Below are 26,435 nucleotides of genomic sequence, written 5' to 3'. Positions count from 1 at the left end.
ACAGCCAATGTTTCTGATTGTTGCTAAATATTTAATTCCAAAAGGATATCGCGGAATGGCAGTATTTCCGTTTGTTGTTGTAAAGTACGGTTTTGATAAAACGAATGAAACTTTTGTAAATCATGAAAAAATACATTTAAAGCAACAGTTAGAAATGCTGATTCTTCCTTTTTTTATCTGGTATTTTTTTGAATATTTAATCCGATTGATTCAATATAAAAACAAAGACTTAGCATATAGAAATATTAGTTTTGAAAGAGAAGCGTATACAAATGAAGCGGATCGCAATTATCTCAAAAACCGATCTTTTTTTCATTTTCTAAAATATATCACATTAAAATAAAACCGATTTTGAACCAAGAAATTCATATCAATTTTCCGAACAATATTTCTTTGGCAATTAAACGCGAAGACTTGATTCATCTGTTTGTTTCCGGGAATAAATTCAGAAAGCTAAAATACAATTTACTTCAGGCTAAAGCCGAAAATAAAGAAACGATACTGACTTTTGGAGGTGCTTTTTCCAATCATATTGCGGCTGTTGCGTATGCAGGAAAAGAACAGGGTTTTAAAACGATTGGAATTATTCGGGGTGATGAACTTTTTGATAAGATAGAAGAAAATCCAACCTTGAAATTCGCTCAGGAAAACGGAATGCTATTTGAATTTGTTTCGAGAGAAGAGTATCGAAATAAAAACGAAACTTCTTTTTTAACTTTTCTAAAAAAGAAGTTTGGAGACTTTTATTTAGTACCCGAAGGCGGAACAAATGAACTTGCTGTAAAAGGCTGTGAAGAGATTTTAACAGAAGAAGATGCTGTTTTTAATTATGTGTGTTGCGCGGTTGGAACCGGTGGCACGATTTCTGGTTTGATTAATAGTGCATTGCCAAATCAGAAAATTTTAGGGTTTCCAGCGCTAAAAGGTGACTTTCTAAACGATGAAATTCGTATTTTTGCAAAAAAAGATAACTGGAATTTAATTTCTGACTATCATTTTGGAGGTTATGGCAAGGTAAATTTAGAATTAATAGAGTTTATCAATGCTTTTTTGGAAGCAAACAAAGTGCCCTTAGATCCAATTTATACTGGAAAGATGGTTTTTGGCGTTATAGATTTAATCGGCAAAAATTATTTTCCTGCAAATTCAAAAATTTTACTCATTCACACCGGCGGATTACAGGGAATTGAAGGAATGAATATCAAATTGAAGCAGAAAAAATTACCAATACTCAAAAACAATGATTAAAAAGATCCTATTGTTCTTTATAGTTGCAGTTCTGGCAAGCTGTTCCTCCAGCAAACCGGTTGTAGCGACGACCAAAAAACAAGCAGCAGTTCAGAGGCCCCGGACGGTGGCAGCTAAAAAGCAAACTCCTGTTAAGCCAATTGGCAAAAATTACCCTTCTACAAATAATACGACAGAAGTTATTCAGTCGACTTCAAAAACTACCGTTACCAGCAGTTCAATCAATGATTATGTTTTGCAATACAAAGATATTGCGATGGGAAATATGCAGAAATACGGTATTCCTGCCAGTATTATTTTGGCACAGGGAATATTGGAATCTGGTGCAGGAAAAGGCGATTTGGCTGTTGAAGCCAATAATCACTTCGGGATAAAATGCCATAAAGACTGGCTGGGACAAAGTGTTCGCCATGACGATGATTCGGCGCAGGAGTGTTTTAGAAAATATACAGAAGCAGCAGATTCTTATCGTGATCATGCTTTGTTTTTAGTTGGAAAAAACAGATACGCCTCTTTATTCACTTATGAAAAAGACGACTATAAAGCTTGGGCAAAAGGATTAAGAGCTTGTGGTTACGCGACAGATCCGAATTATCCGGATAAATTAATCAGTTATATTGAGCGTTATAATCTGCATCAATATGATTGCCAGATTACTGGGAAAGATTATAAACCTTTTGAGAAATCTGTTGCAGTTTCAACTAGAAATTCTAATTCAAATTCAGGTTCAAATTCAAACGGCCCAAATTTATACGAAGTTCAAAAAGGGGATACGTTATATTCGATAGCCAAAAAATTCAACATATTGGTTGATGAGATAAAACAGAAAAATGATCTTTCAGATAATGCACTTTCGATCGGACAGAAGTTGAAAGTGAAATAATTATTAATTGTTAATTGTCAATTATTAATGAAAAAGATAATCTTGCTTGGAATTTTTATTTTTGCCATTGTTTTCATAATTAGACTTTTTTGCGGGATTTATATACATGATGAATTTGCAGAAAAGCATTTTTTTATAAAACATCGACCAAGTTTGAAATGGACATTTTATTCTCCTATTGGAATGTCAGATAATAAAATAGAGGAGCTTTCAGAAGAAAATCAAATTGAACAAAAATATTTTAATGAGTTTGTAAGAGATCAGGGTTTAAGTAGATAAATCTAAAATCTAAAATCAGAACTCTAAAATCTAAAATCAAAAAATGATCTATAAAAGAAGTAGTCAGCTTTTTGCTGAAGCAGAAAAAGTAATTCCGGGAGGAGTAAATTCACCAGTTCGTGCTTTTAAGGCAGTGGGAGGAACTCCAATTTTTGTAAAAAGTGCCAAAGGTGCTTATTTGTATGACGAAGACGGAAATAAATTAATTGATTATATCAATTCCTGGGGACCAATGGTTTTGGGTCATGCGTATCAGCCAGTTGTTGATGCTGTGATTGAAAAAGCAAAATTGGGAACTTCATTTGGAATGCCAACAGAATTGGAAACTCAAATTGCTGCTTTGGCAGTTTCTATGGTTCCAAATATCGATAAAATCAGATTTGTAAATTCTGGCACAGAAGCTTGTATGAGCGCGATTCGTCTGGCTCGCGGCTTTACAAAAAGAGATAAAATCATAAAATTTGCAGGTTGTTACCACGGGCATTCCGATTCCTTTTTGATTCAGGCCGGAAGTGGAGCCGTAACTTTTGGATCTCCAAACAGTCCCGGCGTTACAGAAGGAACTGCAAAAGATACTTTATTAGCGAAATACAATGATTTAGAGAATGTAAAGACTTTAATCGAAGCCAATAAAAACGAAATTGCAGCAATAATTATTGAACCAGTTGCAGGAAATATGGGCTGTATTCCGCCTCAAAAAGGTTTCTTGCTAGGCCTTAGAGATTTGTGTACAGCAAACGGAATTTTATTAATTTTTGATGAGGTAATGACAGGTTTCCGTTTAGCTCGCGGAGGAGTTCAGGAATTGTTTAATGTTAATGCTGATATTGTTACTTTCGGAAAAGTAATTGGTGGAGGTTTGCCTGTTGGAGCATTTGCGGCACGTGCGGAGATCATGAATTATTTGGCGCCGCTTGGGCCAGTTTATCAGGCGGGAACATTATCTGGAAATCCGTTAGCAATGGCTGCCGGATTAGCTATGCTACAATCTCTTGATAATGACCTTGCGATTTTTACCCGTTTAGAAGAAAAAACGGCTTATTTAGAAGCAGGAATTGATAAGGTTTTAAAAGCAAATAATGTTGTTTTTACGATTAATAGAGTAGGTTCTATGATTTCTGTGCACTTTGATGAAAACCCTGTTGTTGATTTTCAAACAGCAGCAAAAGGAGATAATGAAATGTTTAAAAAGTTCTTTCACGGATTGTTGAACGAAGGTGTTTATATTGCACCATCAGCATATGAAACCTGGTTTATTACTGATGCGTTAACGTATGAAGATTTAGATTTTACAATTAATGCAATTGATAAAGTTTCGAAAACATTTTAGTTTTAAAATCAAAAAATAAATAAAATTTAAGGTTCAGCTTTTTCAAAAAGTTGAGCCTTTTTTATTAGTTAATAAAAAGTTAATGAGGAGATGTTTTCTTGGATTATTGCAATCAAAAATTATTTTTGTTTGTCAAATAACCATTAAACCAAAAATAAATGAAGAAATTTTTCATTTTATCTACTATAGCAGCTTTAATGCTATTTCCTGTTAATCAATTTGCCCAGTCTAAAAAGAAAAAATCTTCAAAAGAAGAAGCTGCAGCTCTTCCGCCAGAAAAAAAACCGGAGTCCGGTATTAAAGAATACAGTAAAGTAATTACGAAAGATGCTGTCTCAGACGAAGGACTCTTTACGGTTCATAAAGTAGATAAAAAGTATTATTTCGAAATTCCGAACAAATATTTAAATAAAGACATGCTGTTAGTAAGCAGATTGTCGAAATTGCCTTCTAATTTAGGGGGTGGTTATGTAAACGCTGGTTCAGAAACCAATGAACAATTGATCGTTTGGCAACGTTTTCAGGATAAAATTCTCATCAAATCTAAATCATATAATGCAGTTGCCAATGATACCTTGCCGATTAGTATTTCGGTAAAATCAAATAATTATGAACCAACATTATTTGCTTTTGACATTGTAGCTTTCAGCAAAGATTCTGCAAATACCGTTATTGATGTAACTAAATTTTACAGCACAGATGTAAAGGCAATCAGTGGAATATCAGCAGAAATGCGAGAAGTATACAAAGTAAAAGCATTGGATGATTCAAGAAGTTTTATCAATACAATCAAAAGTTTTCCGATGAATATTGAAGTGATTCAGGATATGACCTATAATGCTTCAAAACCCTCAATGTTGGAAGAAAGTGAATCCATCAGCATTCAGATGAATCAGTCGATGGTATTATTGCCGGAAGTGCCAATGAAACCAAGATTAGCAGATCCGCGTGTGGGGTGGTTCACGGTTAGTCAATACGATTATGGAAGCAATGAATTAAAATCAGATCTAAAAACATACATCCGTCGTTGGAGATTAGAACCGAAAGACCCTGAAGCGTATGCCAGAGGAGAATTGGTAGAACCAATAAAACCAATTGTTTATTATTTAGATCCGGCAACTCCTGAAAAATTGAGAAAATATATCAAACAAGGAATTGAAGAATGGCAAAAACCTTTTGAAACAGCCGGATTTAAAAATGCGATTATTGCCAAAGACGCTCCAACAAAGAAGGAAGACCCTGATTTTAGCCCGGAGGATGTTCGTTATTCTGTAATTCGTTATGTAGCAAGCACAACCCGAAATGCTGTTGGACCAAGTGTTTCAGATCCAAGAACGGGCGAAATTATCGAAAGTGATGTTATTTGGTATCACAATCATTTGCGTTCGTACAGAAATCGTTATTTGTTAGAAACAGGGGCTGCAAATCCAAAAGCAAGAACTTTGCAAACCAGCGATGAAGAAATGGGAGAGATGATGCGTATGGTAATTGCGCACGAAGTGGGTCACGCCTTAGGATTTCCTCATAATATGGGTGCCAGCTCTTCTTACGATTGCGAAAGTTACAGAAATGGAACCTTTACACAAGAGAATGGAATTGCGGCAAGTATAATGGATTATGCACGATACAATTATATTGCACAGCCGGGAGATCAAAATATTCGTTTTATTCGTAAAATGGGGGCTTACGATCATTATGCTGTAAATTGGGGATACAGAGTGATTCCAAATGCTAAATCTACTCAGGATGAAAAAGCAACCTTAGACAAATTGATTTTAGATAAAGCCGGAAATCCGATTTATAAATTCGGAAAACAAAGCAGTGCTTTTGACCCTTCTTCTCAAACAGAAGATATTGGAAATAATTCGATGAAAGCCAGTACTTACGGTCTGAAAAATCTGGAATATGTTGCTAATCATTTAAGTGAATGGACGAGCAATGTAACGAATGATTATGGAGATTTAGATGAATTATACAAAGAAATGTTAGATGTTTGGAGTCGCTATGTAGGTCATGTTGTAACCAATGTTGGAGGAGTTTACGAAAACACTAAAAACCCAAATCAGGCAGGAAATGTTTATGAAGTCGTTCCGAAAACAAAACAAATTGAAGCGATGAATTGGTTGCAGGCAAATGCCTTTGCATCTCCAACCTGGATTGTGAATGTCAACACATTAAAAAACACCAATTTTGCAGGTTACACAGAAACGTTCAGAAATCTTCAGGTTAGACATTTAAATAACTTATTGAGTCTTGGCCGAATTGGAAGATTAATGGATAATGAAATTTTGGGTGCTGATACGTATAAAGCACTGGATCTATTTAAAGACACCCGAAAAGGAATCTGGAAAGAATCTGGTACAGCAGCTAATGTCACAATTTACCGTAGAAATTTACAAAGAGCTTATATTGATAGGATGGCCTATTTAATGACCGAAGAAATTAAGCCAGCAGACAGGTCAACTGTTTACTACAATGTTTCTCAATCTGATTTAAGAGCTTTAGTGCGTGGTGAATTGAATGTTCTGAAAAAATCACTTGCCACCGCAAAAGCGTTGGGTGTAAACACAGAAACAAAATACCATTATGAAGATTGCATCAAACGAATTGATTTGGTATTAAATCCGATTAAATAAGTTATAAACAAAAAAAAGAGGCTTTTAATTAAAGCCTCTTTTTTTGTTTTGGTACAAAAAGTTAGATTTTTTCTTTTCTGTATTCGTTCATTTTTTCTCTAGCCTTGTCTTTGTTTTGCTCCTGAATTGCTTTCCATTTTGTGTATTGGTCTGCATTCAAAATACCTTTCATTTTAGCATCGTTAGCTTCTTTTTCGGCCATCATTTCTTTTTTGAAGGCTTCTCTTTCCGCAGTTGTGGGTTTTGCGTCACTGTCTTTTTTTGCTTGACGGGCTTCTCTGAATTTTTCAGCTTTGGCACTTCTGTCGGCTAATAATTGTTTTACCTGTGCTTGTTGATTAGCATCTAAGCTTAATTCTGAAGTTAGTTTTTTTAACTGCTTCTCATTACGCTGTTCCGGAGTCATTCTTTCTTTGTGCTCTTTATGATCTTGCGTTGCATTGTTATCCGTGTCTTGTGCAAAACTTGCTACTCCAACGAATAACAAAGCTGCGATAAATAATTTTTTCATGATGTAAGTTTTTTAATTGTTTATATTCTTTAGACTTTATCAAATTCAATAGGTTTAATCTGAGTCTCAGAATTATGTTTTATTTAACAAATTGAAAACTAATTCATTAAAAACGTTTTCATAAGGATAAAATTACAGTTTTAATTGCGTATTTTTAAAGAATCAACGATTTACAACCTAGAAAAAGTTATTATGAATTTAGAATCATCATCAAACAATAATAAAATTGCCTTTTTTTCGACCCAGCCTTACGACAAAACCTTTTTTAATAAATACAATAAAGATTTTGGTTTTGAGCTGGATTTCTTTGAAACACAATTAAATCCTCAAACTGTAATTTTAATCGAAAATGCATCAATCGTTTGTGTTTTTGTAAACGATATTGTCAATGAATCCGTGATTAAACAATTAGCAGAAAAGAATGTAAAAGTTATAGCTTTGCGCTGTGCCGGTTTTAATAATGTCGATTTAGAAGCTGCTAAAAAATACAATTTAAAAGTTTGTCGAGTTCCTGCTTATTCTCCACAGGCTGTTGCAGAACATGCTATGGCAATGATTTTGACTTTAAACCGAAAAACGCACAAAGCCTATAATAGGGTGCGGGAACAAAATTTCTCTTTAAATGGATTATTAGGTTTTGATTTATTCGGAAAAACAATTGGAATCATAGGTACCGGAAATATAGGAAAAGCTTTTGCTAAAATAGCATTGGGTTTTGGATGTAAAGTTTTGGCCTATGATATCGTCACAAATCCCGAAATGGAAAAAGACGGGGTTGAATTCGTATCCTTAGAAACCATTTTTAAGTCGAGTGATATTATCTCGCTTCATTGTCCGCTAAACGAGCAAACCAAACATATTATCAATAAAAAGTCTATTGATGAAATGAAAGACAGCGTCATGATCATCAATACCAGTCGTGGCGGATTAATTGAAACAGCCTGTGTTATTGAAGGTTTAAAAGAAGGTAAAATTGGTTATCTCGGAATTGATGTTTACGAGCAGGAAGAGAAATTGTTTTTTAGAGATCTTTCAGCAGATATTATTCAGGATGATGCGATTCAAAGATTAATGAGTTTTCCAAATGTTTTGGTTACAGCACATCAGGCTTTCTTTACTAACGAAGCTTTAACGCAGATTGCTTTGGTCACTTTTAATAATATTAAAGCGTTAGTAACCCGAAATGATATTGAAAACAAAACGGCGTTGCTTGTATAATTCGAATCAGATTGGTAAACCCGACAGGTTTTTAAACCTGTCGGGTTTCGAAACGTAATCTTAAGGATCTTAAAAAAAAGAAATTATGAAAACGAAAATTTTAATTGCATTTATAGTTCTGGCACTGTTTTCTTGTCAAAACAAAGAAAAGCCAGCATCAAAAAATATCATTAAAACTATTGCTCAGGATACATTATCAAAAACATTGGGAGGTACCGCTAATTTGAGTGATGTTCCGGCTAAAGATGACAAAACGGTTGAACTGATCAGAAAGCAGCTTGCAGTTTTATTGAAAAAAGATTTGCCAGCCATGTCAAAAGACGATAGATTCTTTTACTACGAACCTTATGATTTAAATAATGATAAAAAAAATGAATATTTCGTAGGTTTCTCTAATCCGTATTTCTGCGGAAGCGGAGGCTGTTCAGGCTATATTTTGAATAATGACGGAAGTGTAATCAATTCCTTTACTGTAACCGATTTTCCGATTTTCATTGGAACAACTTCCTCGGAAAATTTTAAAGATTTAATTTTTAAAAGTGGTAATTCATTGCATTCTCTAAAAATGAAAAACGGAAAATATCCATCCAATCCTTCTGTTCAGGAAAAATGGAAAGGAGAGATTTCGAAAGATTCGTCAGTAGTTTTAGATATTTATGCTAAGAAATTGGAGAAGTATTCGTTTTAAAACCTGTCGGGTTTACCTGATTACTTATTTAATATTTTATAAAGTATTTTGGGATTTTTGCGGTTGTCCCAAAATGCCACAACGATTAATTCTTCAGTAGTTATTTTATAAAAGATATTATAGTGACCTAATGTTGAAGTTCGAATATCAGGAAAACTTGTTTTGATATAAATTTAAGGATTAAGAGCTAAAAATTTAACCCTCTCTATAATTTCAGCAATTAACTTTTTTGAATAAGTTGCTGATTTATTTCTTTTCTTCCAGTAATTTAATATTTTTCTTCTTTGTAAAACTGCAGTATTCGTCCAGATTATTTTGACAGCCATTCTAAATCTTCCTTATCTAAATCTTCTTAAGAAATAACTCTGCCATATTTAATATCTTCTTCGCTTTCTTTCAGCATATCCAATTCATATTGCTCAAATTGATAAACTTCAGAAGTATCTGCGTTTTTTAAGAGATTTCTAATTTTTTCAAGTAAACTAACATCTTCAATGTTTTTTAACTTGTCAAATATTTCTAAATTGCTCATAATTATGTGATTTTGAGTGATTTAAAGTTATGTAAATTTAATAAAAAGCCCGACAAGTTTTTAAACCAGTCGGGCTATATTTATAATAAGATAAGATTTTAAAATCTATCCCACCAATTCAACCATCTTAAACTCACCTTCAACAGCAACTTTAGTCAAACCATGTTTAGATAAGTTTTTCATTGACGCATCCCATTTTTTACCACTTAAATTAGCAGTAATTTTTAGTTGCTGAAGATCCATTTTATTTTCATTTCCTTTCAATAAATCAACGATGAATTTTTCTTCATCAGACAATTCAATCTGAGCCTGTTTTTTCTCCGGACGCATTTGTGGGAACAATAAAACTTCCTGAATCGAAGCATTATTCGTTAAATACATAATCAAACGATCCATTCCAATTCCCATTCCAGATGTTGGAGGCATACCATATTCCAAAGCTCTTAAGAAATCCTCATCGATAATTCCGTTAGCTTCATCATCACCTTTTTCAGACAAACGCATTTGATCTTCAAAACGCTCACGTTGATCAATTGGGTCATTCAGTTCAGAATAAGCATTTGCAATTTCTTTACCACAAACCATTAATTCAAAACGCTCAGTAAGTTCAGGATTATCGCGGTGTTCTTTACACAGAGGCGACATTTCTTTAGGATAATCAGTAATGAAAGTTGGCTGAATATAATTTCCTTCACATTTAGCTCCAAAAATCTCATCAATCAATTTTCCTTTACCCATTGTTTTATCCACGTCGATTCCCATTCCTCTTGCAGCTTCAAACAATTCGTCTTCGCTTTTTCCTGAGATATCAAAACCTGTAAAATGTTTAATAGAATCCGTCATGGTAACACGAGCATAAGGCGCTTTAAAATTGATTTTATGTTCGCCAAAAGTAACTTCGCTGGTTCCGTTTACGGCAATCGCACAATGCTCTAGCAAACCTTCAGCAAATTCCATCATCCAGTTGTAGTCTTTGTAGGCTACATATATTTCCATAGCGGTAAATTCAGGATTATGCGTTCTGTCCATTCCTTCATTTCTAAAGTTTTTAGAGAACTCATAAACACCTTCAAAACCACCAACAATTAATCTTTTTAAATACAATTCGTTCGCAATACGCATGTAAAGCGGAATGTCAAGCGAATTATGATGCGTAGTAAAAGGACGCGCCGCAGCACCACCCGGAATAGGTTGTAAAACCGGAGTTTCAACCTCAAGATAACCTGCATCGTTAAAATAACCACGCATAGCGCTAAACAACTTCGTACGTTTGATAAAAGTATCTTTAACGTGTTGATTAACCGTTAAATCTACATAACGCATTCTGTAACGAAGCTCAGGATCATTAAAAGCATCGTGAACGTTTCCTTCTTCATCCGTTTTTGGTAAAGGAAGAGGACGTAAAGTTTTACTTAAAAAAGTAAATCCGTCAACACGAATACATTGTGCACCCACTTTCGTAGTAAACAATTCACCTTCAATACCAATAAAATCACCTAAATCAGTTAATTTTTTAAATACGGTGTTGTATAAAGTTTTATCATCACCAACGCATAAAACATCACGATTCACGTACAATTGCAAACGTCCTTCGCTATCCTGCAATTCAGCAAAACAAGCCTTTCCCTGATCACGAACACTCATCAAACGTCCCGCAACGATCACCTTCTTACCTTCTTCAAAAGACTCCTTCACTTGCTTTGAAGTATGATTTACTGGAAAAAGATTAGCTGGATAAGGATTGATTCCTAAGTTGCGTAAGTTTTGAAGTTTTTCTCTTCTAATGATTTCTTGTTCTGATAATGCCATTTTGTGCTCTTTTTTTAAGTCTGCAAAGATAAAGAAAAGAATGTACATTTCAGAATGCAGTTTTTAGATTTTTTGAAGCAGAAAAATATCATTTTTTAATCACGTTTAGTCCCGCTATCCATTTCAATCTTTTATGCCGAACACCGGCATAAAAGGATTTCCATTACTATCGGGGCTAGATTAGAAGTTTTGGTTTTCAAAAGAGGTTTGAGTTGGAATGTTTGTCATTGCGAGGAACGAAGCAATCACACGATCTAAACCAAATGAAGATAAAAAAGAAATAGACAATCAAAATGAGATTGCTTCGTTCCTCACAATGACAAACAAAAAAAACCTCAGTATCTTAGCAACTCAGAACCTCAGAACCTTCAAGAAAAATGAACGCCATAAAAGCCTTTTTACTCTTAATTTTAGTTTCAAGCTGTCAAATCACCGAAACCATAAAAATCAATCCGGACGGAAGTGGAAGTATTGAAGTTTTTCAATTACGAGACGAAAATAGCTATATGCAATTAGGACGTCCTCTGTCAAGCTCTGAAAAATTTACAGATACAATATTTGTTTTTCAGGATTACATCACAAAATATACAGCAACGTTTGTGAAATTTAATAAATCAGATCAGGCACTTTTTCAGGAACATGCCAACGTTAAAATGCATGTAAAACTAGATCCCATTCAAATGGAAAATTTTAATGTAATTTCTTCCGACTTTAAAAAAATAGAAGAATTACCAAATGTTTATGAAAGTCTTAGTTTAGCAAATTCTTTAAAAGAGAATTATCCGGTTTCAAAAGAATCTTTTAAAATAAAATATACTTTCGACGGATCTGTTTTTAAAAGGTATTTAGTAATTGTTGATCAGCAAAAATTTGATCAGGATAAAAAAATGTTTGAAGAAAGAAAAAAAACGTACTCTAAATATAAATTAGCGCAATCCTACACTTTAAAATATCATTTTCCGGGAAAAATAAAATCAATTTCAAATGAAAAAGCAATTATTAGCCCCGATAAAAAATCATTTACTTTAGAATTTCAGCTTTCAGATTGTTTGCAAAATCCTAAAATAACAAATCTGGAAGTTGTTTTGCAGCTAAACAGCAATTAAACGATTAAACAAATAACCGATTAAACATTTCAAAATAGGATTCGTATCTTTGATAAAAAATTAACCATGATGAAATTATATAAATTACTTAGTTTTTCTTTTTTATTGGTAACACTTACAAGTTGCACTTTTACCGAAAACATGTATATCAATGATAACGGCGCCGGAAAATTTTCTGTAGACATAGACGGCTCAGCTTTGATGGAAATGGCCGGCGATCAGCTTGGCAATCAAATGGGAGCCGATGCAAAGAAAAATGTCGATTCCACTTTCACCTTCAAGCAATTAATTGCAGAAAAGCAAGATAGCATCTCAAAATTATCTCCGGAAGCTCAGAAGGAAATTAAGAAATTAGAAAATTTTGTTTTCAATATAAAAATGAACGGAGAACAAAAACAGTTTTTAATGAACATCTCAACTGATTTTAAAAGTGTAAATGAGTTACAAGATATTTTACAATCAATGAGTTCTCTTCAAAAACTGGAAGGCGGAAATGCTCCTTCAACTCCGTTTGGAGGCTTGGGAGATAATAAAAGTAAATTGAGCTATACATATGACGGAAAGAAATTTACACGTAAAGCAGTCATAGACAAGCAAAAAATCACTGAGAAAGCCGCTGATTCTACAGCAGATATGTCTAAAATGATGTTTGCTTCGTCAAACTATATTATTAAATATCACTTTCCTAAAGCAGTAAAAAAGGTGTCAAACCCAAATGCATTGTTTAGCGACGACAGAAAAACAATTACAATTCAATACCCTTTCACGGATTATATGGAGAATCCTGACAAACTCAACTTTGATGTAGAGTTTGAAAAATAATAAAAATGAATAAAAAAATCCAACTTCAAGATTTAGGAAGTAAAGATTATAAATCGACCTGGGAATATCAGGAAGAACTTTTCAAAGATATAGTCGATTTAAAAATCAAAAACAGAAGAGAAGAACTAGAGTTAGAAACGCCAAATTATTTACTTTTCGTAGAACATCCCCATGTTTATACTTTAGGAAAAAGCGGTGATTTAGAAAACTTATTATTAAACGAAAAACAGCTTGAAGCCAAAGGAGCAACTTTCTACAAAATCAATCGTGGCGGTGATATTACGTATCACGGCCCGGGACAAATTGTAGGCTACCCAATTTTGGATTTAGAAAACTTCTTTACCGATATTCACAAATATTTACGTTTTCTGGAAGAATCTATTATTCTGACTTTAGAAGAATACGGTTTAAAATGCGGTAGAAGTGAAGGTGAAACAGGAGTGTGGCTGGATGTTGGAACTCCGTTTGCACGTAAAATTTGTGCACTTGGTGTACGCGCCTCGCGTTGGGTAACCATGCACGGATTTGCCTTAAATGTAAACGTCGATTTAGGATATTTCGATAACATTATTCCGTGTGGAATTCGTGGAAAAGGCGTTACTTCACTTCAAGTAGAACTTGGCGTTGAAAAAGTGGATGAAGACGAAGTAAAAGCCAAAATCATAAAACATTTAACTCAATTATTTGAAGCCGAATTTGTTTAGAAAACAGCTTTTAAAATATAAAATAGTATGAAAAATGCTGAAGAAAATAACAATTATAGAATTGCCGTTCCTTCAGCATTTGAAACTGTATTTTCTCATTTTTACTTCGCGGAAAATAAAACGGATTACCCCATCACAAAAACTTTATTGCCGAGTTTTCAAACCATTTTAGTTTTTAATTTCGGTACAAAATCGGCTTTAAAATCAAAGCAGAATACTATTCTGGAAGTCGAAAAATGTATTGTTTTAGGCCCAATAAAACAGACTTTCGATTATACTCTGGAACCTAATTCAGAGATTTTAGTAGCTAATTTTAAAGAAGATACTTTTTATAGATTCTTCGGGAATGCATTATTTGATGCTTTGCCAATTCATCCAGATACTTTAATTCACGAAAATTGCTTCAACCTTTTATGGGAGGCACTTCAAAAAATTTCTGATGTTGCAGAGCGTGTCGCTTATATTTTAGATTTCTGCAAACCCTATCTTAGGGAACAAAATGAAATCACAACACTTTTAACCAATTTTCAGGATGAGAATTTAGATCCGATAAAAGCTATTGCTTCTCAGATAAATCAGACCGAAAGAAATATTCAGCTTCATCAGAAAAAGACTTTTGGCTATACCATTAAAGAAGCGAATCGTTATGAAAGGTTTTTAAAAGCGGCAAATCAAATTCAGAAAAACATCCTAAATCAATCAAAGACTGATTGGCTAAATGTTGTTGAAGAATGCGGTTATTACGATCAGAGCCAACTGATTCATGACTTTAAATATTACATGAATATTTCTCCAACGAAATTCTTAAAATTTCAAAACGACATTTGCAGTTCAAAAGTGAAATAAGGCATATTTCGTTTTCTTACAATTGTCTCCCAAGCTTGCATTTTACATTTGTCATGTTCAATCTTAAAAATAGAAAACATGAAAAATTTAATTATTTATGCACATCCAGATCCAGCAAGTTTAAATCATTTCTTCAAACAAACTGTTCTTGAAAGTTTAGAAAAATCAGAGGATGAGGTTATTCTTCGTGATTTAAATGAAATCAATTTTAATCCGGTTCTTTCTTTAGAAGATATGAACGGACAAAGAATAGGAAAAGTTACTGAGGATGTCCAAGTAGAACAAGATTTTATCACTTGGGCAGATCGTATTATTTTATTTACCCAATTTGGTGGACTGGTATGCCGGCAATCATGAAAGGTTATATAGACCGCGTTTTCAGTTACGGATTTGCTTACAGATACGATCTGGGTGTTCAAAAAGGATTGTTATCAGGGAAAAATACAATCATTATCAACTCGCACGGGAAATCGAATGCAGAATATTCAGAAAGTGGATTGGATAAAGCTTTAGCCCTAACTTCTGATACCGGAATTTTTAATTATTGCGGATTAAACATTCAACAGCATTTTTATTTTGATAAAGCGGATAGAGCTTCCGCAGAAAGCATTTCAGAATGGGAAAATCAGATTATAACTATTTTTAAATCCAGTAATAAGCCAGCTGCTTTTGAATAGAAATTTATTATAAAAGAGAATATTGCAAAAAATGTAAAAATGCATTGGTAAAAGACAAGATTTTGAATTGATGGTAAATTATGAAAAGACGGTGATTTTCTAATGTTTTTATGGTAAATTTGGATTAATACTTTTAGGGAAAACCTTAACTAATCTAAATTTTGCAGCTTATGAGAAAAATCTACTTTCTTTGTTTCCTTTTTATCTTAAACAATGTTTTTGCTCAAAAGAAGGATAAATTAAATCCCATTGCAGTTTATGAAAAAGCATGGCAGGAGCATAATAGTGATACCCGACTAAAATTGATAAAAACAATTTGGTTAGACGACAGTACTTTTGAAGATCCTTCAGCATCTATTAAAGGAGCAGTTGCCTTAAATAATGTCATTAATGAATTTTATAAAAAATTCCCAGAAGCTATATTGACTTCAGGTTCAAAAGTAGTAAAAGACAATTATGTAACTTGGGATTGGAAAATTTTAGATTCAAAAAATAAACCTATAATGGCTGGTCGTGATTTTGCCAGATTAAACGGAAAAGGTCAGGTTAGCAAAATTATTGGCTTTTGGGATAAGGAAGTTACTTTGTCAGAGTCTGAAATTCTAAAAAACCTTGAAACTGATAATTTTAAAATTGTAGCAAAATACTATGAATGTTTTTTTAAAACCAGGGATTTTAATACAATGGCAACTATAATTGAAGAAGGCGCTATTTATAATCAGGCAGAAGGTTTGCCTTATGGGGGAACTTATGTGGGTTTTAATGAATGGACAAAAATGTATGCGAAATCAGCAGAGTTTTTTGATTTGGAAATAGAAAAAGAACCAGTTTATTTTAGCGATGCTACCAAAAACGAAGTTGTTATTTATTTCACCATAAAATGCAAAGCAAAAAAATCAGGTAAAACACTTTCAATGCCAATTTCAGAACATTTCGATTTGAAGAATGGAAAAATTACAGCAATCAGACCCTTTTATTTTGATACCAAACAATTTGCGGAATTTTTAAAAAGTAAAAAGTAAAAGTTTAGATAATTATATTTTAAATCAAAGGCTTATCAATTTTGGTAAGCCTTTTATATTTCAAAAAAGTCCAATTCTAATTGATCTGGCAAAAGCCTGAAACTCATTCTATGATATTTTGTAGTACCATGTTTACGAATGGCGTCACGATGTTCTTTGGTTGGGTAGCCTTTGTTTTGTTTCCAGTTGTACATCGGGAACTCTTCATGAATTTGCTCCATATATAGATCACGATACGTTTTTGCTAATATAGAGGCGGCTGCAATACTTAAAAATTTTGCATCACCTTTTATGATACTCTGATTCGGAATTGATTTAAGTAATTCTATTTCTTCAACAGAAAATTGTTTTCCAAAAGTATTTCTTAAACCTAATTTGGCATTTAATGCACGATTTCCATCCACAATAATGAAATCTGGTTTTTGGTTTAATTTTAAGATACATTCCTGCATTCCTTTCATTGAAGCATTTAGAATGTTTATTTCGTCAATTTCATCCGGAAATAAATGTGTCACAGAATAACAGACCGCATGTTGTTCTATGATTGGTTTTAAAAGAAACCTTTCTTTTTCAGACAATTGTTTACTGTCATTTAAAATCTGATTTTCAAAATCAGCAGGTAAGATCACTGCAGCGGCAGTTACTGGTCCGGCCAGACATCCACGGCCAGCTTCATCAGTTCCGGTTTCCAATATATGTCCTGAATAATTAAGTTGAAGCATGCTTTTATTTTGAATAGCAAATATAAATTTTTCTAAAAAATGATTCTGAATAAAATCCCAAAATTTGAATAGAGAATTGTTTTTGGATTTTTCATCTAAGTATTCCTTGATATTTAGTAATTGATATATAGTATTGTTGTGTTTTTTATTAAATTTTCTCGTATTAATTTCTCTTGATGCTGCTTTTTTTGAATTATTTTGAAAGAAATCACAACAATACCTTTAATTAAATTACATGATGGTCTTAAAAAAGCTTGGAATTATCAAAAGTTCAGAATTACTTGTAAAAACCACGATCTTAATAAAAGTTATTCATATTTTTTATGGGTTTGATATTTAAATTTTTCAAATGTTAAAATGTGTTAACTGTTTTTGACTCAAATCTTTAAAATTTTAATTGTTTTCATAGGAATTTATCTACTAAAATAGTTATTTAGTTATATTTTTTAGGGAAACATTAGTGTATTGTTAATAATATTGAAAAAATTTAAATTGAATAGTTTGTTATTTTAAGAAATAATTAAGATGTTTGCGCCATACTAATTCAAAATAAATTAAAATGAAATTAAAATTACAATGGATTTGTACGCTTTTAATAGCGTTGTCTATGCAGTTTTCTTTTGCTCAAGAGAGAACTGTATCTGGAAAAGTTTCAGATAAGACAGGAGTAATTCCAGGAGTAAATGTTGCTGTAAAAGGTAGTAAAGCAAATACTCAAACTGACTTTGACGGAAGTTATTCTGTAAAAGCAAAAACAGGAGATGTATTAGTGTTTTCATATGTAGGTATGAATAACAAACAAGTTACTGTAGGAAGTTCAAATACAGTAAACGTTGAGATGGAATCAGAAGCACAACTAATGAATGAAGTTGTAGTTGTTGGTTACGGTGTTCAGAAAAGAAAAGAAGTAACAGGTTCTATTTCTAAAATTGCAGGAAAAGACATCGCTAACTTGGTTACTCCTTCTTTCGAGGGTGTTTTAGCTGGTAGAGCGACAGGGGTTCAGGTATTAACTAATAGTGGTATTATTGGAGGTGCTCCAAAAATTAGAATTAGAGGTGTTGGATCTATTTCTGGAAGTACTGAGCCATTAATTGTTGTTGATGGTGTGCCTATTTATTCTGGTGATATTGGTGGTGTTTCTGCTACAAATGGTTTAGCGGATATTAACCCAGAAGATATCGAATCTTTTGATGTGTTAAAAGATGGTGCTGCAACTGCTATTTACGGTTCCAGAGCGGCTAATGGTGTAATCTTGATTACTACCAAAAGTGGAAAAAAAGGTACTTTAAAAGTAACTTACTCAAGTGTGTTTGGTGTTGCTAGTGCCGCTAAAACATATGATTTGTTACAAACTCCTGATTTCTTAGTTATTTCTAATGAAAAAAGAACAAACAGAGGACAAGCTCCATGGGCTATTGGTAACACATATAATACAGACTGGCAAGGTGCAGTTTTAAGAAATGCTCCTCAAACTACACATAATCTTAATTTTAGTGGAGGTTCAGAAAAAACAAAGTATTATTTGTCTTTAGGATTAACAGATTTAGATGGTATCAATTTAGCTAATGATATGAAAAAATATTCTGTTAGAGCTAATATTGATCAGGATATTAATAAATGGTTAAGTGTTGGTACCAATGTAGCTGTAAGTAGAACAGAGTATAATGGGTTAAATATTAACGCAAATGGTTTATCAGGTAATATTTTTAATGCTACCAGACAATTGCCTAATACACCAATTTATGATGCAGCTGACCCTACTGGTTATAACATTTCACCAAATGGTAATAACGTTGGTCAATGGGATAATACAGACCCAGCAGGAGATAATATTACAAATATTCTTTATGTTCTTGATCATAATAAATATAAATCTACAACTACAAGAATTTTAGTAAGTGCATTTGCAAATGCAAAAATTACTTCTGACTTAAGTTATAAATTACAGGTAAGTGGAGATAATGCTTCAACAGATGGTTACCAATATTGGAACCCAGTACATGGAGACGGACGTGGAGTTAATGGATCTTTGTATCAGGACAACACTAATCTATTGAGATGGAACTGGCAAAATATTTTGAATTACAAGCATACTTTTGCTGAAGATCATAACTTAGGTTTAACAGGTGTTGCTGAGTATCAAAAATCACGTACTAAAGTATTATGGGGTTCAGGAAGTGATATTTTAAGTGATTTTTACGATCAAAATTTAGTAACAGGTACTTATGCTACTAAAGATTCTGGTGGTAGTGCTTCTGAAAAAGGAATTATATCATACTTGGGTCGTTTTACATACAACTATAAAGAGAAATATTTTGTACAAGCTTCTCTTAGACGTGATGGAATTTCTCAATTTGAGAAAGATGTTAGATATCATAATTTCCCTGGAGTTTCTGCAGGTTGGACTGTTTCTAAGGAAAGTTTTATGGAAGGGATTAGTGGTACTGTTTCTGATTTGAAATTTAGAGGTTCTTACTCTGAAGTTGGTAACGTTGATGTATTAAATAGTGCGGCTTATCCTTCAAAAGGACTTATGATTGGTTCTCCATATGGTTCTTTAAATGGGATTGGTTACTATCAATTTGGTAATGATCAATTACAATGGGAAACTAGTAATAAAGTTGATTTTGGTGTAGATTTAGGCTTATTCAACAATCGTTTGACTGTTGCATTTGACTATTATAAGAATGATATTGACGGTTTAGTTTTAGCGGCTCCTGTGGCTCCTTCATTAGGTGTTCCTAACAGTATTATCAATTCTAACGTTGGTAAAATGTATAATCAAGGATATGAATTTGCTGTAAGTTTCAAAGCAATAAACAATGCTAACTTTACATGGGATGTGTCTTCTAATTTGACCCTTACTAAAAACGTGGTTACTGGTTTAGTTAATGGACAAGATATAACAGGAGGTTCTTCATCTTTTGGTACATCTCAGGATATCGTTAACATTGCACCGAATATCATTATTAGAGAGGGTGAATCTATTAACTCTTTATACGGATTTAAATATTGGGGTGTAAATAAAGCAAATGGTAACCCGGTTTACTATAAAGCTGATGGTACTTTAGTACAAGGAAACTTGGCAACTACTACTTATACTGTTTTTGATCCTGCTAATCCTGGAACAACTGGAGCAGCTGCAACATTAGCTAATTCGGATAAAGCTATTTTAGGAAATACTTTACCAACATATTACGGTTCATTCACATCAAGTATGAAATACAAAAATCTTGATCTTGGTTTCATGATTAGATTTAGTGGAGGAAATAAAATATTTAACGCTACAAGAAGAGAGTTGATGAACCAAAACTTTAACAACAACGGAACAGAGATTTTAGGAAGATGGCAAAGTGTTGATAATCCTGGAGACGGATGGACACCAAGATTATACGCAAGTTCAAATACATTTACAAACCTTTCAGGAAGTGCTAGTACGCGTTTTGTTGAAGATGGTGATTTTATCTCACTTGATAATATTAGTTTAGGTTATACATTACCTAAGATGTTAATGGATAAGATTGGTGTTGATAATTTTAGAGTTTTTGCTCAGGCACAAAATATCTGGTTAATTTCAGATTATAAAGGTATTAACCCTGAAATGGAAACAAATGGAGTAGACATTAATGGTACGCCACGTTCTAAGGTAATATCAGTTGGAATAAATGTAAGTTTATAAAAAAAACATATGAAAAATATAATTAAAACAATTTTACTTTCTGTAGTTGTACTCGGGATGAGCTCATGTACAGAAGAAAAAATATTGGATTTAACTCCAATAAACAATATTGCAGATACAGATGCTTTTACAACTCCTTCATTAATAGAATCTTACATGAATGGTGTTTATAATGCTGCTGCGATTGGACAATATAATGCTGCATCAACCAGCCCAAATGGTGGTCGAGGTTATATCTGGGGAGCTGCTTTTGTTGAACAAGGAGAAGCCAGAGGAGAAGATATTGTTAATATGGCTACTTTTTACCAATTAACTTACACTGCAACTTACGATCCAACAACTGCTAATAATGTATATTACTGGGTTGACGGTTATAGATTAATCGGTAGATGTAATCTTATGATTGAGGGAACTACTGATGCAGTTGCTAAAGGTATTATAACAAAAGCAGTTGGTGATAATTATATCGGACAAGCTAAATTTTTAAGAGCAATTACTCATTTTGAAATTTTAACAAATTTTGCAAGACCGTATAATTTTACAGCTGGTGCAACACACCCTGGAATTATATACAGAGAAGTAGGTGTAAATACAGCTGCTGAAGTAGCAACAGAACAAGTTAAACCAAGAAATACTGTTGCTGAATGTTATGCAAAAGTCTTGGCAGATTTAGATGATGCTGAAAAATTGATTACGTCAAATGGTTTTGCTGGTGGTAGAGTAGTTTCTAAAGCAACAAAATCTGCTGCAATCGCATTCAAAACCAGAGTGTATCTTCAAAAAAGAGACTGGGCAAATGTAATTGCTGAAGGAACTAAATTAACTGGTCTTTATACATTAACAGCTGATCCGGCTACTCCTTTTGTATTGGCAAATAATTTAAGTAATACAGAATCTATATTCTCTATTGCTCACTCTGCAACAATGAATCCTCAGACTAATGCTGCTTTAGCAAGTATATTAAAAAACAGAGCTTTAGTTGCAATTAGCCCAATTCTTTGGAGAGATCCACAATGGTTGGCTGATGACAAGCGTAGAGAAGATGGTAAAATGATTTATACTTCAGCTGGTATAAAATATACAAACAAATATACAGATGTTACAAATATGACAGATGCTGCTCCAGTTATTAGATATGCTGAGGTAGTATTGAATATGGCAGAAGCTCAGGCTCGTTTGTCAAACTTGCCAGCCGCTCTTACTTTATTAAACTCTATTAGAAATAGAGCTTTGGCTAGTCCAGCAACTCAAGCCTATACTGCTGCTTCTTTTACTACAAATGCTACTATGGTGGCTGCTATACTTAAAGAAAGAAGAATTGAATTTTTACAAGAAGGACGTAGATGGGCTGATATTCACAGATTACAAGGTGATGATTTAGCTCCTATCAACGGAATTCCTGCAAAAGTAGCTAATGCTACTCCTGCTACTGCTGCTTATGTACTAGGAAATAGTTATGTTATTACTACTCCTGTTGCTGCAATTCCAGGTTCTGATTTTAAATTCTTATGGCCAATACCACAAACTGAAATAAACACTAATCCAGGTTTAGAAGGAAAAAATAATCCAGGTTGGTAAAAAAGAAATATTTTTATTTTCGAAAACCCTCAATCATTTTTTGATTGAGGGTTTTTTTATTCAATCGTAGTTAGGTATAAAAATTTCTCAATCATAATGATTTGTTTTTTTATACGTTTTTATCTTTTACCTTTGCTTGACAAATTTTGCCGAAATAATTACATATAAAGCTATCAAATGAGAATACTCTTTTTTCTATATCTATTAATTGTACCCACATTATTGTTTTCTCAGGAAAAAACTAGTTCTAAAAACAGTTTAGATATGAATACAAAGTATTCTAGCATAACCGATACAGTAAAAAAGAAAAAGGCCTTAATTGCAAAAATAGATCAGTATAAGATTTATACATTGGAACATGATACAATAATTGCAGATACATCGCTAACATTGAAAAGTGCCTATAAGCAAAACTATTTAAGAAAAGATAATTTCGGACTTTTACCATTTTCTAACATTGGACAAAATTATAACACGCTACAATATAGTTTAACTGATTTTTCTCCCTATCCGGAAATCGGTTTCAAAGGAAAGCATTTTGATTATATGGAGGTCAGTGATATCCGATATTATTCTGTTGCAACTCCCTTAACCGAATTGTTTTTTAACACCACCATAAACAAGGGACAAAACGTAGACTCATTTATTACACTTAATACTTCGAAGAATTTAAATTTTTCTGCAGCATACCGTGGGTTACGTTCTGAAGGTGATTATATAAATCAACTAGTTAGCGCAGGAAATTTTAGATTTACGACAAGTTATTTTACAACCAATAAAAGATATGTTTTAAACGCTCATGTTACATTTCAGGATATTACCAATGAAGAAAACGGTGGAATTACAACACCGGAAAGCTTCGAAAGCGATGATCCGGATTTTAAAAACCGTCAGCGATTGCAAGTGTTTTTGACTGATGCGGAATCCTTATTAAAAGGGAGACGCTTCTTTTTTGATCATGTATTTAGAATAAATCCAAACGATGGGAATAACAATTTGTATGTAACGCATCAATTTAATTATGAGTACAAATATTTTCAATACAAACAGCCAACTCTTCTTTCGACTGTGACGCCAACATCAGGACCAAGTCAACAGGTTGAACGTTTTGGAGAGTCTTATGCTAGTAGTAATATAAATGACGAGACTCGTTTTGAAAGATTATATAATAAAGTTGGACTTGCATATGAAAATTCACTTTTAGGAAAATTTAATTTTTTTGTAGACGATTACAGATCAAATTATAAATACGACAGAATTATCATAAATAGCGATGGAACCTCTATTCCTGATAATTTATTTCTCCAGATTAATAATGTTGGAGGACAATATGAATATCAGAAAAATAAATGGAACGGTCGTTTTTTATATACCAGATCAATTACAAATCAGTCTCTATCTGATTTAGATGCAAAATTGAGATACAATCTGAATGAGAAAATTCAATTTGATTTTAGATATAGAAATTTAAATAAGCTGCCAAATAATAACTATAATTTATATCAAAGCAGTTACGTTGAATATAATTGGTTTAATAATTTTAAGAATGAAAAAATTAACCAACTTGGAGCTAATGTTTTTACGCCTTGGTTAAATGCTGAAGTTCAGTATTCTGTTTTAAAAGACCATTTGTATTTTAAAGATGATTCCAGCCCTGCAGAAGATTTAGTGTATACTCAAATTATCAAACCTGCACAATATGGAAACGTAATTAATTATTTGTCCATAAAAGCTAATAAGGAGTTTAAGTTTGGTCCTTTTGGTTTAGATAATACAATTTTATATCAAAAAGTAGATCAATCAGATTTTATTTTAAATGTTCCTGATTTTGTAACAAGAAATACATTTTATTATTCGAGTTACTTTTTCAAAAAAGCATTATATATGCAGACAGGAGTTGTATTTAATTATTTTACCAAATATTATGGAAATGATTATAATCCTGTTATTGGTGAGTTTTTTGTTCAGGATGCGAAGAAAATTGGAGGTTATCCATTATTCGATCTTTTTGTAAACGCGAGAATTCGCCAGACTCGATTTTATTTTAAAGCAGAACATATTAATGCTTTATTTTCAAAAAGCGATTATTATTCGGCACCTAATAATCCTTATCGTGATTTTGTTATCCGATTTGGTTTGGTTTGGAACTTCTTCCAATAAAATTAGGACTATTTAGATTTTTAGAACCAAATATTAAATAAACATAAAATGGACTTTTCAAAAAATATTTTAGAAACAATTGGTAATACACCTTTAGTAAAACTCAACAAGATTGTTGCTGAAATCGATGCGTTAGTGTTGGCAAAAGTCGAAACTTTTAATCCGGGAAATTCTGTAAAAGACAGAATGGCCGTAAAAATGATTGAAGACGCAGAGGCAGATGGCAGATTAAAACCGGGTGGAACTATTATTGAAGGTACTTCTGGAAATACCGGAATGGGATTGGCACTTGTAGCAATTATCAAAGGATATAAATTAATTTGTGTAATATCAGACAAGCAGTCAAAAGAAAAAATGGATATTTTGCGTGCTGTTGGTGCCAAAGTTGTAGTTTGCCCAACTGATGTTGAACCAACAGATCCACGTTCTTATTATTCAGTTTCAAAACGATTGGCAGAAGAAACACCAAATTCCTGGTACGTAAACCAATATGATAATTTATCAAATTCATTGGCGCATTATGAGCAAACCGGCCCGGAAATCTGGAAACAAACTGACGGGAAAATTACACACTTTGTTGTTGGAGTAGGAACTGGTGGAACTATTTCTGGAGTTGGAAAATACTTAAAAGAGAAAAACCCGAATATTAAAATTTGGGGAATTGATACTTACGGTTCTGTTTTTAAAAAATACCATGAAACCGGAGTTTTTGATGAAAATGAAATTTACTCTTATATAACCGAAGGAATTGGAGAAGATATTTTGCCTAAAAATGTAGACTTTTCTTTAATCGATGGTTTTACAAAGGTAACAGATAAAGATGCTGCCGTTTATACAAGAAAAATTGCTATGGAAGAAGCAATTTTTGTTGGAAATTCAGCCGGTGCTTGTATTAAGGGGCTTTTACAGCTAAAAGAACATTTTAAACCTGAAGATGTTGTTGTAGTTCTTTTTCATGATTCAGGAAGCCGTTATGTCGGTAAAATGTTTAATGATGACTGGATGCGCGAGCGTGGATTTTTAGAAGAAAATGTAACGAAAGCAGAAGATGTAATTAAAGATCATATTGATAAAGAATTGATTGTTGTTCGTACTGAAGAATTGGTATCGCACGCTATCGAACGTATGCGTAAATATAAAATCTCTCAAATTCCGGTAGTAGATATAAATGGATTTGTTGGCTCTGTTGATGAAACAGATTTGTTTAGAAGTTATGTTGCAGATAAAAATGTAGCCGAAAAACCAATTAAGGAAGTAATGGGAAAACCTTTCCCGATTGTGAAATTAGGAACTACAATTGAAGAAGTTTCTAAATTATTTACGAAAGAAAACGATGCGGTTTTGGTAGATCTTGGAAATGGGAAACATCATATTATTACAAAATACGATATTATCGGATCTATAAAATAAGACAATTTTAATAACATTATAAATCCATAAATCAGAGTTAAGGCTTTTGATTTATGGATTTTTTTAGCTGAAATATTTTAAAAATGAATTTTACTGCAATAGATTTTGAAACCGCTACAGGCTATCATCCTTGCTCTGTCGGAATAGTTACTGTACAAAACGGAATTATTGTTGACGAGTTTGTTTCTTTAATTAAACCTCCAAATAATTTATATAATCCTTTTACAATTCAGGTTCATGGTATATATCCTCGAGATACGATTAATGCGAAATCTTTTTCTCAGGTATTTCCCGAAATTGAAAGAAGATTAAAAAATAGAGTCGTTGTTGCACACAATGAAAGTTTTGATCGAAATGTACTGATGAAATCAATGGCGCTTTACGGTTTGCAATACGAAGATTTAAATATTGCACCTCGTTGGGAATGTACGGTTAAAATTTACAAGGCAAAAGGGTTAAAGCCAACTAAACTAAGTGATTGTTGTCGTGAAATGAAAATTCAGTTAAATCATCATGAAGCGTTATCCGATGCTCGTGCATGTGCTAAATTATATATGTTAAAGTAAATAATT

At 32.9% G+C, this 26,435-nt stretch carries 22 protein-coding genes and 1 pseudogene; 19 read left to right on the top strand and 4 right to left on the bottom strand.

Annotated elements, in window-relative coordinates:
• The first annotated feature begins 7 nt into the window (after positions 1-7).
• From IHE43_RS21155 to IHE43_RS21130, 6 genes are all read left to right on the top strand, one after another.
• Positions 8-343, top strand: a complete 336-nt coding sequence (locus tag IHE43_RS21155) for a hypothetical protein (protein ID WP_192185728.1) — start codon at positions 8-10, stop codon at positions 341-343.
• Positions 344-351: 8 nt separating this feature from the next.
• Positions 352-1,248, top strand: coding sequence for a 1-aminocyclopropane-1-carboxylate deaminase/D-cysteine desulfhydrase (locus IHE43_RS21150; RefSeq protein WP_225585244.1), 897 nt, complete (start codon positions 352-354; stop codon positions 1,246-1,248).
• Complete coding sequence (locus IHE43_RS21145; protein WP_192185727.1) at positions 1,241-2,131, top strand: glucosaminidase domain-containing protein; 891 nt, start codon at positions 1,241-1,243, stop codon at positions 2,129-2,131. Before IHE43_RS21150 ends, IHE43_RS21145 begins: the two co-directional genes overlap by 8 nt.
• A 27-nt stretch (positions 2,132-2,158) precedes the next feature.
• A complete protein-coding gene (locus IHE43_RS21140) occupies positions 2,159-2,410 on the top strand; it encodes a hypothetical protein (protein ID WP_192185726.1) in 252 nt (83 codons plus the stop codon).
• 43 nt (positions 2,411-2,453) lie between these two features.
• A complete protein-coding gene (gene hemL, locus IHE43_RS21135) occupies positions 2,454-3,740 on the top strand; it encodes a glutamate-1-semialdehyde 2,1-aminomutase (protein WP_192185725.1) in 1,287 nt (428 codons plus the stop codon).
• Between the two features lie 158 nt (positions 3,741-3,898).
• Positions 3,899-6,376 carry a zinc-dependent metalloprotease gene (locus IHE43_RS21130; RefSeq protein WP_192185724.1) on the top strand — a complete coding sequence of 826 codons (2,478 nt, stop codon included), beginning with the start codon at positions 3,899-3,901 and terminating at the stop codon, positions 6,374-6,376.
• Positions 6,377-6,437: 61 nt separating this feature from the next.
• Here the strand turns inward: IHE43_RS21130 and IHE43_RS21125 are convergent, their stop codons facing one another.
• Positions 6,438-6,887: a hypothetical protein gene (locus IHE43_RS21125; protein WP_192185723.1), complete on the bottom strand. Its 450-nt coding sequence runs from the start codon at positions 6,885-6,887 to the stop codon at positions 6,438-6,440.
• Between the two features lie 192 nt (positions 6,888-7,079).
• On the opposite strand from IHE43_RS21125, the gene IHE43_RS21120 reads away from it, so the two are divergent.
• Together IHE43_RS21120 and IHE43_RS21115 are read left to right on the top strand one after the other, a co-directional pair.
• Entirely contained in the window at positions 7,080-8,105 is a 1,026-nt protein-coding gene (locus IHE43_RS21120; protein ID WP_192185722.1) for a 2-hydroxyacid dehydrogenase, read from the top strand.
• A gap of 85 nt (positions 8,106-8,190) precedes the next feature.
• Positions 8,191-8,793 (top strand): hypothetical protein, encoded by a 603-nt coding sequence (locus tag IHE43_RS21115; RefSeq protein ID WP_192185721.1) that lies wholly within the window; start codon positions 8,191-8,193, stop codon positions 8,791-8,793.
• 352 nt (positions 8,794-9,145) lie between these two features.
• On the opposite strand, the gene IHE43_RS21110 is transcribed toward IHE43_RS21115, so the two are convergent.
• Both IHE43_RS21110 and lysS read right to left on the bottom strand, forming a co-directional pair.
• Positions 9,146-9,325 (bottom strand): hypothetical protein, encoded by a 180-nt coding sequence (locus tag IHE43_RS21110; RefSeq protein WP_192185720.1) that lies wholly within the window; start codon positions 9,323-9,325, stop codon positions 9,146-9,148.
• Between the two features lie 105 nt (positions 9,326-9,430).
• The gene (gene lysS / locus IHE43_RS21105) at positions 9,431-11,134 is read right to left on the bottom strand and encodes a lysine--tRNA ligase (RefSeq protein ID WP_192185719.1); all 1,704 of its coding nucleotides are present in this window, start codon (positions 11,132-11,134) and stop codon (positions 9,431-9,433) included.
• A gap of 377 nt (positions 11,135-11,511) precedes the next feature.
• Here lysS and IHE43_RS21100 point away from each other — a divergent pair, with 377 nt between their 5' ends.
• From IHE43_RS21100 to IHE43_RS21075, 6 genes and pseudogenes are all read left to right on the top strand, one after another.
• Positions 11,512-12,240 carry a hypothetical protein gene (locus tag IHE43_RS21100; RefSeq protein WP_192185718.1) on the top strand — a complete coding sequence of 243 codons (729 nt, stop codon included), beginning with the start codon at positions 11,512-11,514 and terminating at the stop codon, positions 12,238-12,240.
• Between the two features lie 66 nt (positions 12,241-12,306).
• Positions 12,307-13,062: a hypothetical protein gene (locus IHE43_RS21095; RefSeq protein WP_225585242.1), complete on the top strand. Its 756-nt coding sequence runs from the start codon at positions 12,307-12,309 to the stop codon at positions 13,060-13,062.
• Positions 13,063-13,067: 5 nt separating this feature from the next.
• Positions 13,068-13,766, top strand: a complete 699-nt coding sequence (gene lipB / locus IHE43_RS21090) for a lipoyl(octanoyl) transferase LipB (RefSeq protein ID WP_026985780.1) — start codon at positions 13,068-13,070, stop codon at positions 13,764-13,766.
• Positions 13,767-13,793: 27 nt separating this feature from the next.
• A complete protein-coding gene (locus IHE43_RS21085; protein WP_192185717.1) occupies positions 13,794-14,612 on the top strand; it encodes an AraC family transcriptional regulator in 819 nt (272 codons plus the stop codon).
• 78 nt (positions 14,613-14,690) lie between these two features.
• Positions 14,691-15,289 (top strand): annotated as a pseudogene (locus IHE43_RS24100) (NAD(P)H-dependent oxidoreductase).
• Positions 15,290-15,459: 170 nt separating this feature from the next.
• Positions 15,460-16,311 (top strand): nuclear transport factor 2 family protein, encoded by an 852-nt coding sequence (locus IHE43_RS21075; RefSeq protein WP_192185716.1) that lies wholly within the window; start codon positions 15,460-15,462, stop codon positions 16,309-16,311.
• Between the two features lie 53 nt (positions 16,312-16,364).
• Here IHE43_RS21075 and IHE43_RS21070 read toward each other — a convergent pair whose 3' ends face one another.
• Positions 16,365-17,033, bottom strand: a complete 669-nt coding sequence (locus IHE43_RS21070; RefSeq protein ID WP_192185715.1) for a ribonuclease HII — start codon at positions 17,031-17,033, stop codon at positions 16,365-16,367.
• Positions 17,034-17,592: 559 nt separating this feature from the next.
• On the opposite strand from IHE43_RS21070, the gene IHE43_RS21065 reads away from it, so the two are divergent.
• From IHE43_RS21065 to IHE43_RS21045, 5 genes are all read left to right on the top strand, one after another.
• Positions 17,593-20,715 (top strand): TonB-dependent receptor, encoded by a 3,123-nt coding sequence (locus IHE43_RS21065; RefSeq protein WP_192185714.1) that lies wholly within the window; start codon positions 17,593-17,595, stop codon positions 20,713-20,715.
• Positions 20,716-20,724: 9 nt separating this feature from the next.
• Positions 20,725-22,293 (top strand): RagB/SusD family nutrient uptake outer membrane protein, encoded by a 1,569-nt coding sequence (locus IHE43_RS21060; protein WP_192185713.1) that lies wholly within the window; start codon positions 20,725-20,727, stop codon positions 22,291-22,293.
• A 177-nt stretch (positions 22,294-22,470) separates the two neighbouring features.
• Positions 22,471-24,453, top strand: a complete 1,983-nt coding sequence (locus IHE43_RS21055) for a putative porin (protein WP_192185712.1) — start codon at positions 22,471-22,473, stop codon at positions 24,451-24,453.
• A gap of 48 nt (positions 24,454-24,501) precedes the next feature.
• On the top strand, positions 24,502-25,863 hold the full coding sequence (locus IHE43_RS21050; protein ID WP_192185711.1) for a pyridoxal-phosphate dependent enzyme: 1,362 nt from the start codon (positions 24,502-24,504) through the stop codon (positions 25,861-25,863).
• A gap of 83 nt (positions 25,864-25,946) precedes the next feature.
• Positions 25,947-26,429 (top strand): 3'-5' exonuclease, encoded by a 483-nt coding sequence (locus IHE43_RS21045; RefSeq protein ID WP_192185710.1) that lies wholly within the window; start codon positions 25,947-25,949, stop codon positions 26,427-26,429.
• Positions 26,430-26,435 lie beyond the last annotated feature (6 nt).

Origin of the sequence: Flavobacterium sp. MDT1-60, assembly GCF_014844035.1 — a bacterium.
Taxonomy (GTDB): domain Bacteria; phylum Bacteroidota; class Bacteroidia; order Flavobacteriales; family Flavobacteriaceae; genus Flavobacterium.
The sequence above is the reverse complement of the archived record's forward strand: the minus strand, read 5'-3'. Positions and strand labels throughout refer to the sequence as shown.

What these genes read in the sequence shown, in the direction of transcription:
- IHE43_RS21140 (WP_192185726.1), top strand. Translation starts at nt 2,159, where the DNA reads ATGAAAAAGATAATCTTGCTTGGAATTTTTATTTTTGCCATTGTTTTC.
- IHE43_RS21155 (WP_192185728.1), top strand. Translation starts at nt 8, where the DNA reads ATGTTTCTGATTGTTGCTAAATATTTAATTCCAAAAGGATATCGCGGA.
- IHE43_RS21100 (WP_192185718.1), top strand. Translation starts at nt 11,512, where the DNA reads ATGAACGCCATAAAAGCCTTTTTACTCTTAATTTTAGTTTCAAGCTGT.
- IHE43_RS21085 (WP_192185717.1), top strand. Translation starts at nt 13,794, where the DNA reads ATGAAAAATGCTGAAGAAAATAACAATTATAGAATTGCCGTTCCTTCA.
- IHE43_RS21130 (WP_192185724.1), top strand. Translation starts at nt 3,899, where the DNA reads ATGAAGAAATTTTTCATTTTATCTACTATAGCAGCTTTAATGCTATTT.
- hemL (WP_192185725.1), top strand. Translation starts at nt 2,454, where the DNA reads ATGATCTATAAAAGAAGTAGTCAGCTTTTTGCTGAAGCAGAAAAAGTA.
- IHE43_RS21045 (WP_192185710.1), top strand. Translation starts at nt 25,947, where the DNA reads ATGAATTTTACTGCAATAGATTTTGAAACCGCTACAGGCTATCATCCT.
- IHE43_RS21145 (WP_192185727.1), top strand. Translation starts at nt 1,241, where the DNA reads ATGATTAAAAAGATCCTATTGTTCTTTATAGTTGCAGTTCTGGCAAGC.
- lysS (WP_192185719.1), bottom strand. Translation starts at nt 11,134, where the DNA reads ATGGCATTATCAGAACAAGAAATCATTAGAAGAGAAAAACTTCAAAAC.
- IHE43_RS21065 (WP_192185714.1), top strand. Translation starts at nt 17,593, where the DNA reads ATGAAATTAAAATTACAATGGATTTGTACGCTTTTAATAGCGTTGTCT.
- IHE43_RS21095 (WP_225585242.1), top strand. Translation starts at nt 12,307, where the DNA reads ATGATGAAATTATATAAATTACTTAGTTTTTCTTTTTTATTGGTAACA.
- IHE43_RS21120 (WP_192185722.1), top strand. Translation starts at nt 7,080, where the DNA reads ATGAATTTAGAATCATCATCAAACAATAATAAAATTGCCTTTTTTTCG.
- IHE43_RS21070 (WP_192185715.1), bottom strand. Translation starts at nt 17,033, where the DNA reads ATGCTTCAACTTAATTATTCAGGACATATATTGGAAACCGGAACTGAT.
- IHE43_RS21075 (WP_192185716.1), top strand. Translation starts at nt 15,460, where the DNA reads ATGAGAAAAATCTACTTTCTTTGTTTCCTTTTTATCTTAAACAATGTT.
- IHE43_RS21110 (WP_192185720.1), bottom strand. Translation starts at nt 9,325, where the DNA reads ATGAGCAATTTAGAAATATTTGACAAGTTAAAAAACATTGAAGATGTT.
- IHE43_RS21055 (WP_192185712.1), top strand. Translation starts at nt 22,471, where the DNA reads ATGAGAATACTCTTTTTTCTATATCTATTAATTGTACCCACATTATTG.
- IHE43_RS21060 (WP_192185713.1), top strand. Translation starts at nt 20,725, where the DNA reads ATGAAAAATATAATTAAAACAATTTTACTTTCTGTAGTTGTACTCGGG.
- IHE43_RS21050 (WP_192185711.1), top strand. Translation starts at nt 24,502, where the DNA reads ATGGACTTTTCAAAAAATATTTTAGAAACAATTGGTAATACACCTTTA.
- lipB (WP_026985780.1), top strand. Translation starts at nt 13,068, where the DNA reads ATGAATAAAAAAATCCAACTTCAAGATTTAGGAAGTAAAGATTATAAA.
- IHE43_RS21115 (WP_192185721.1), top strand. Translation starts at nt 8,191, where the DNA reads ATGAAAACGAAAATTTTAATTGCATTTATAGTTCTGGCACTGTTTTCT.
- IHE43_RS21125 (WP_192185723.1), bottom strand. Translation starts at nt 6,887, where the DNA reads ATGAAAAAATTATTTATCGCAGCTTTGTTATTCGTTGGAGTAGCAAGT.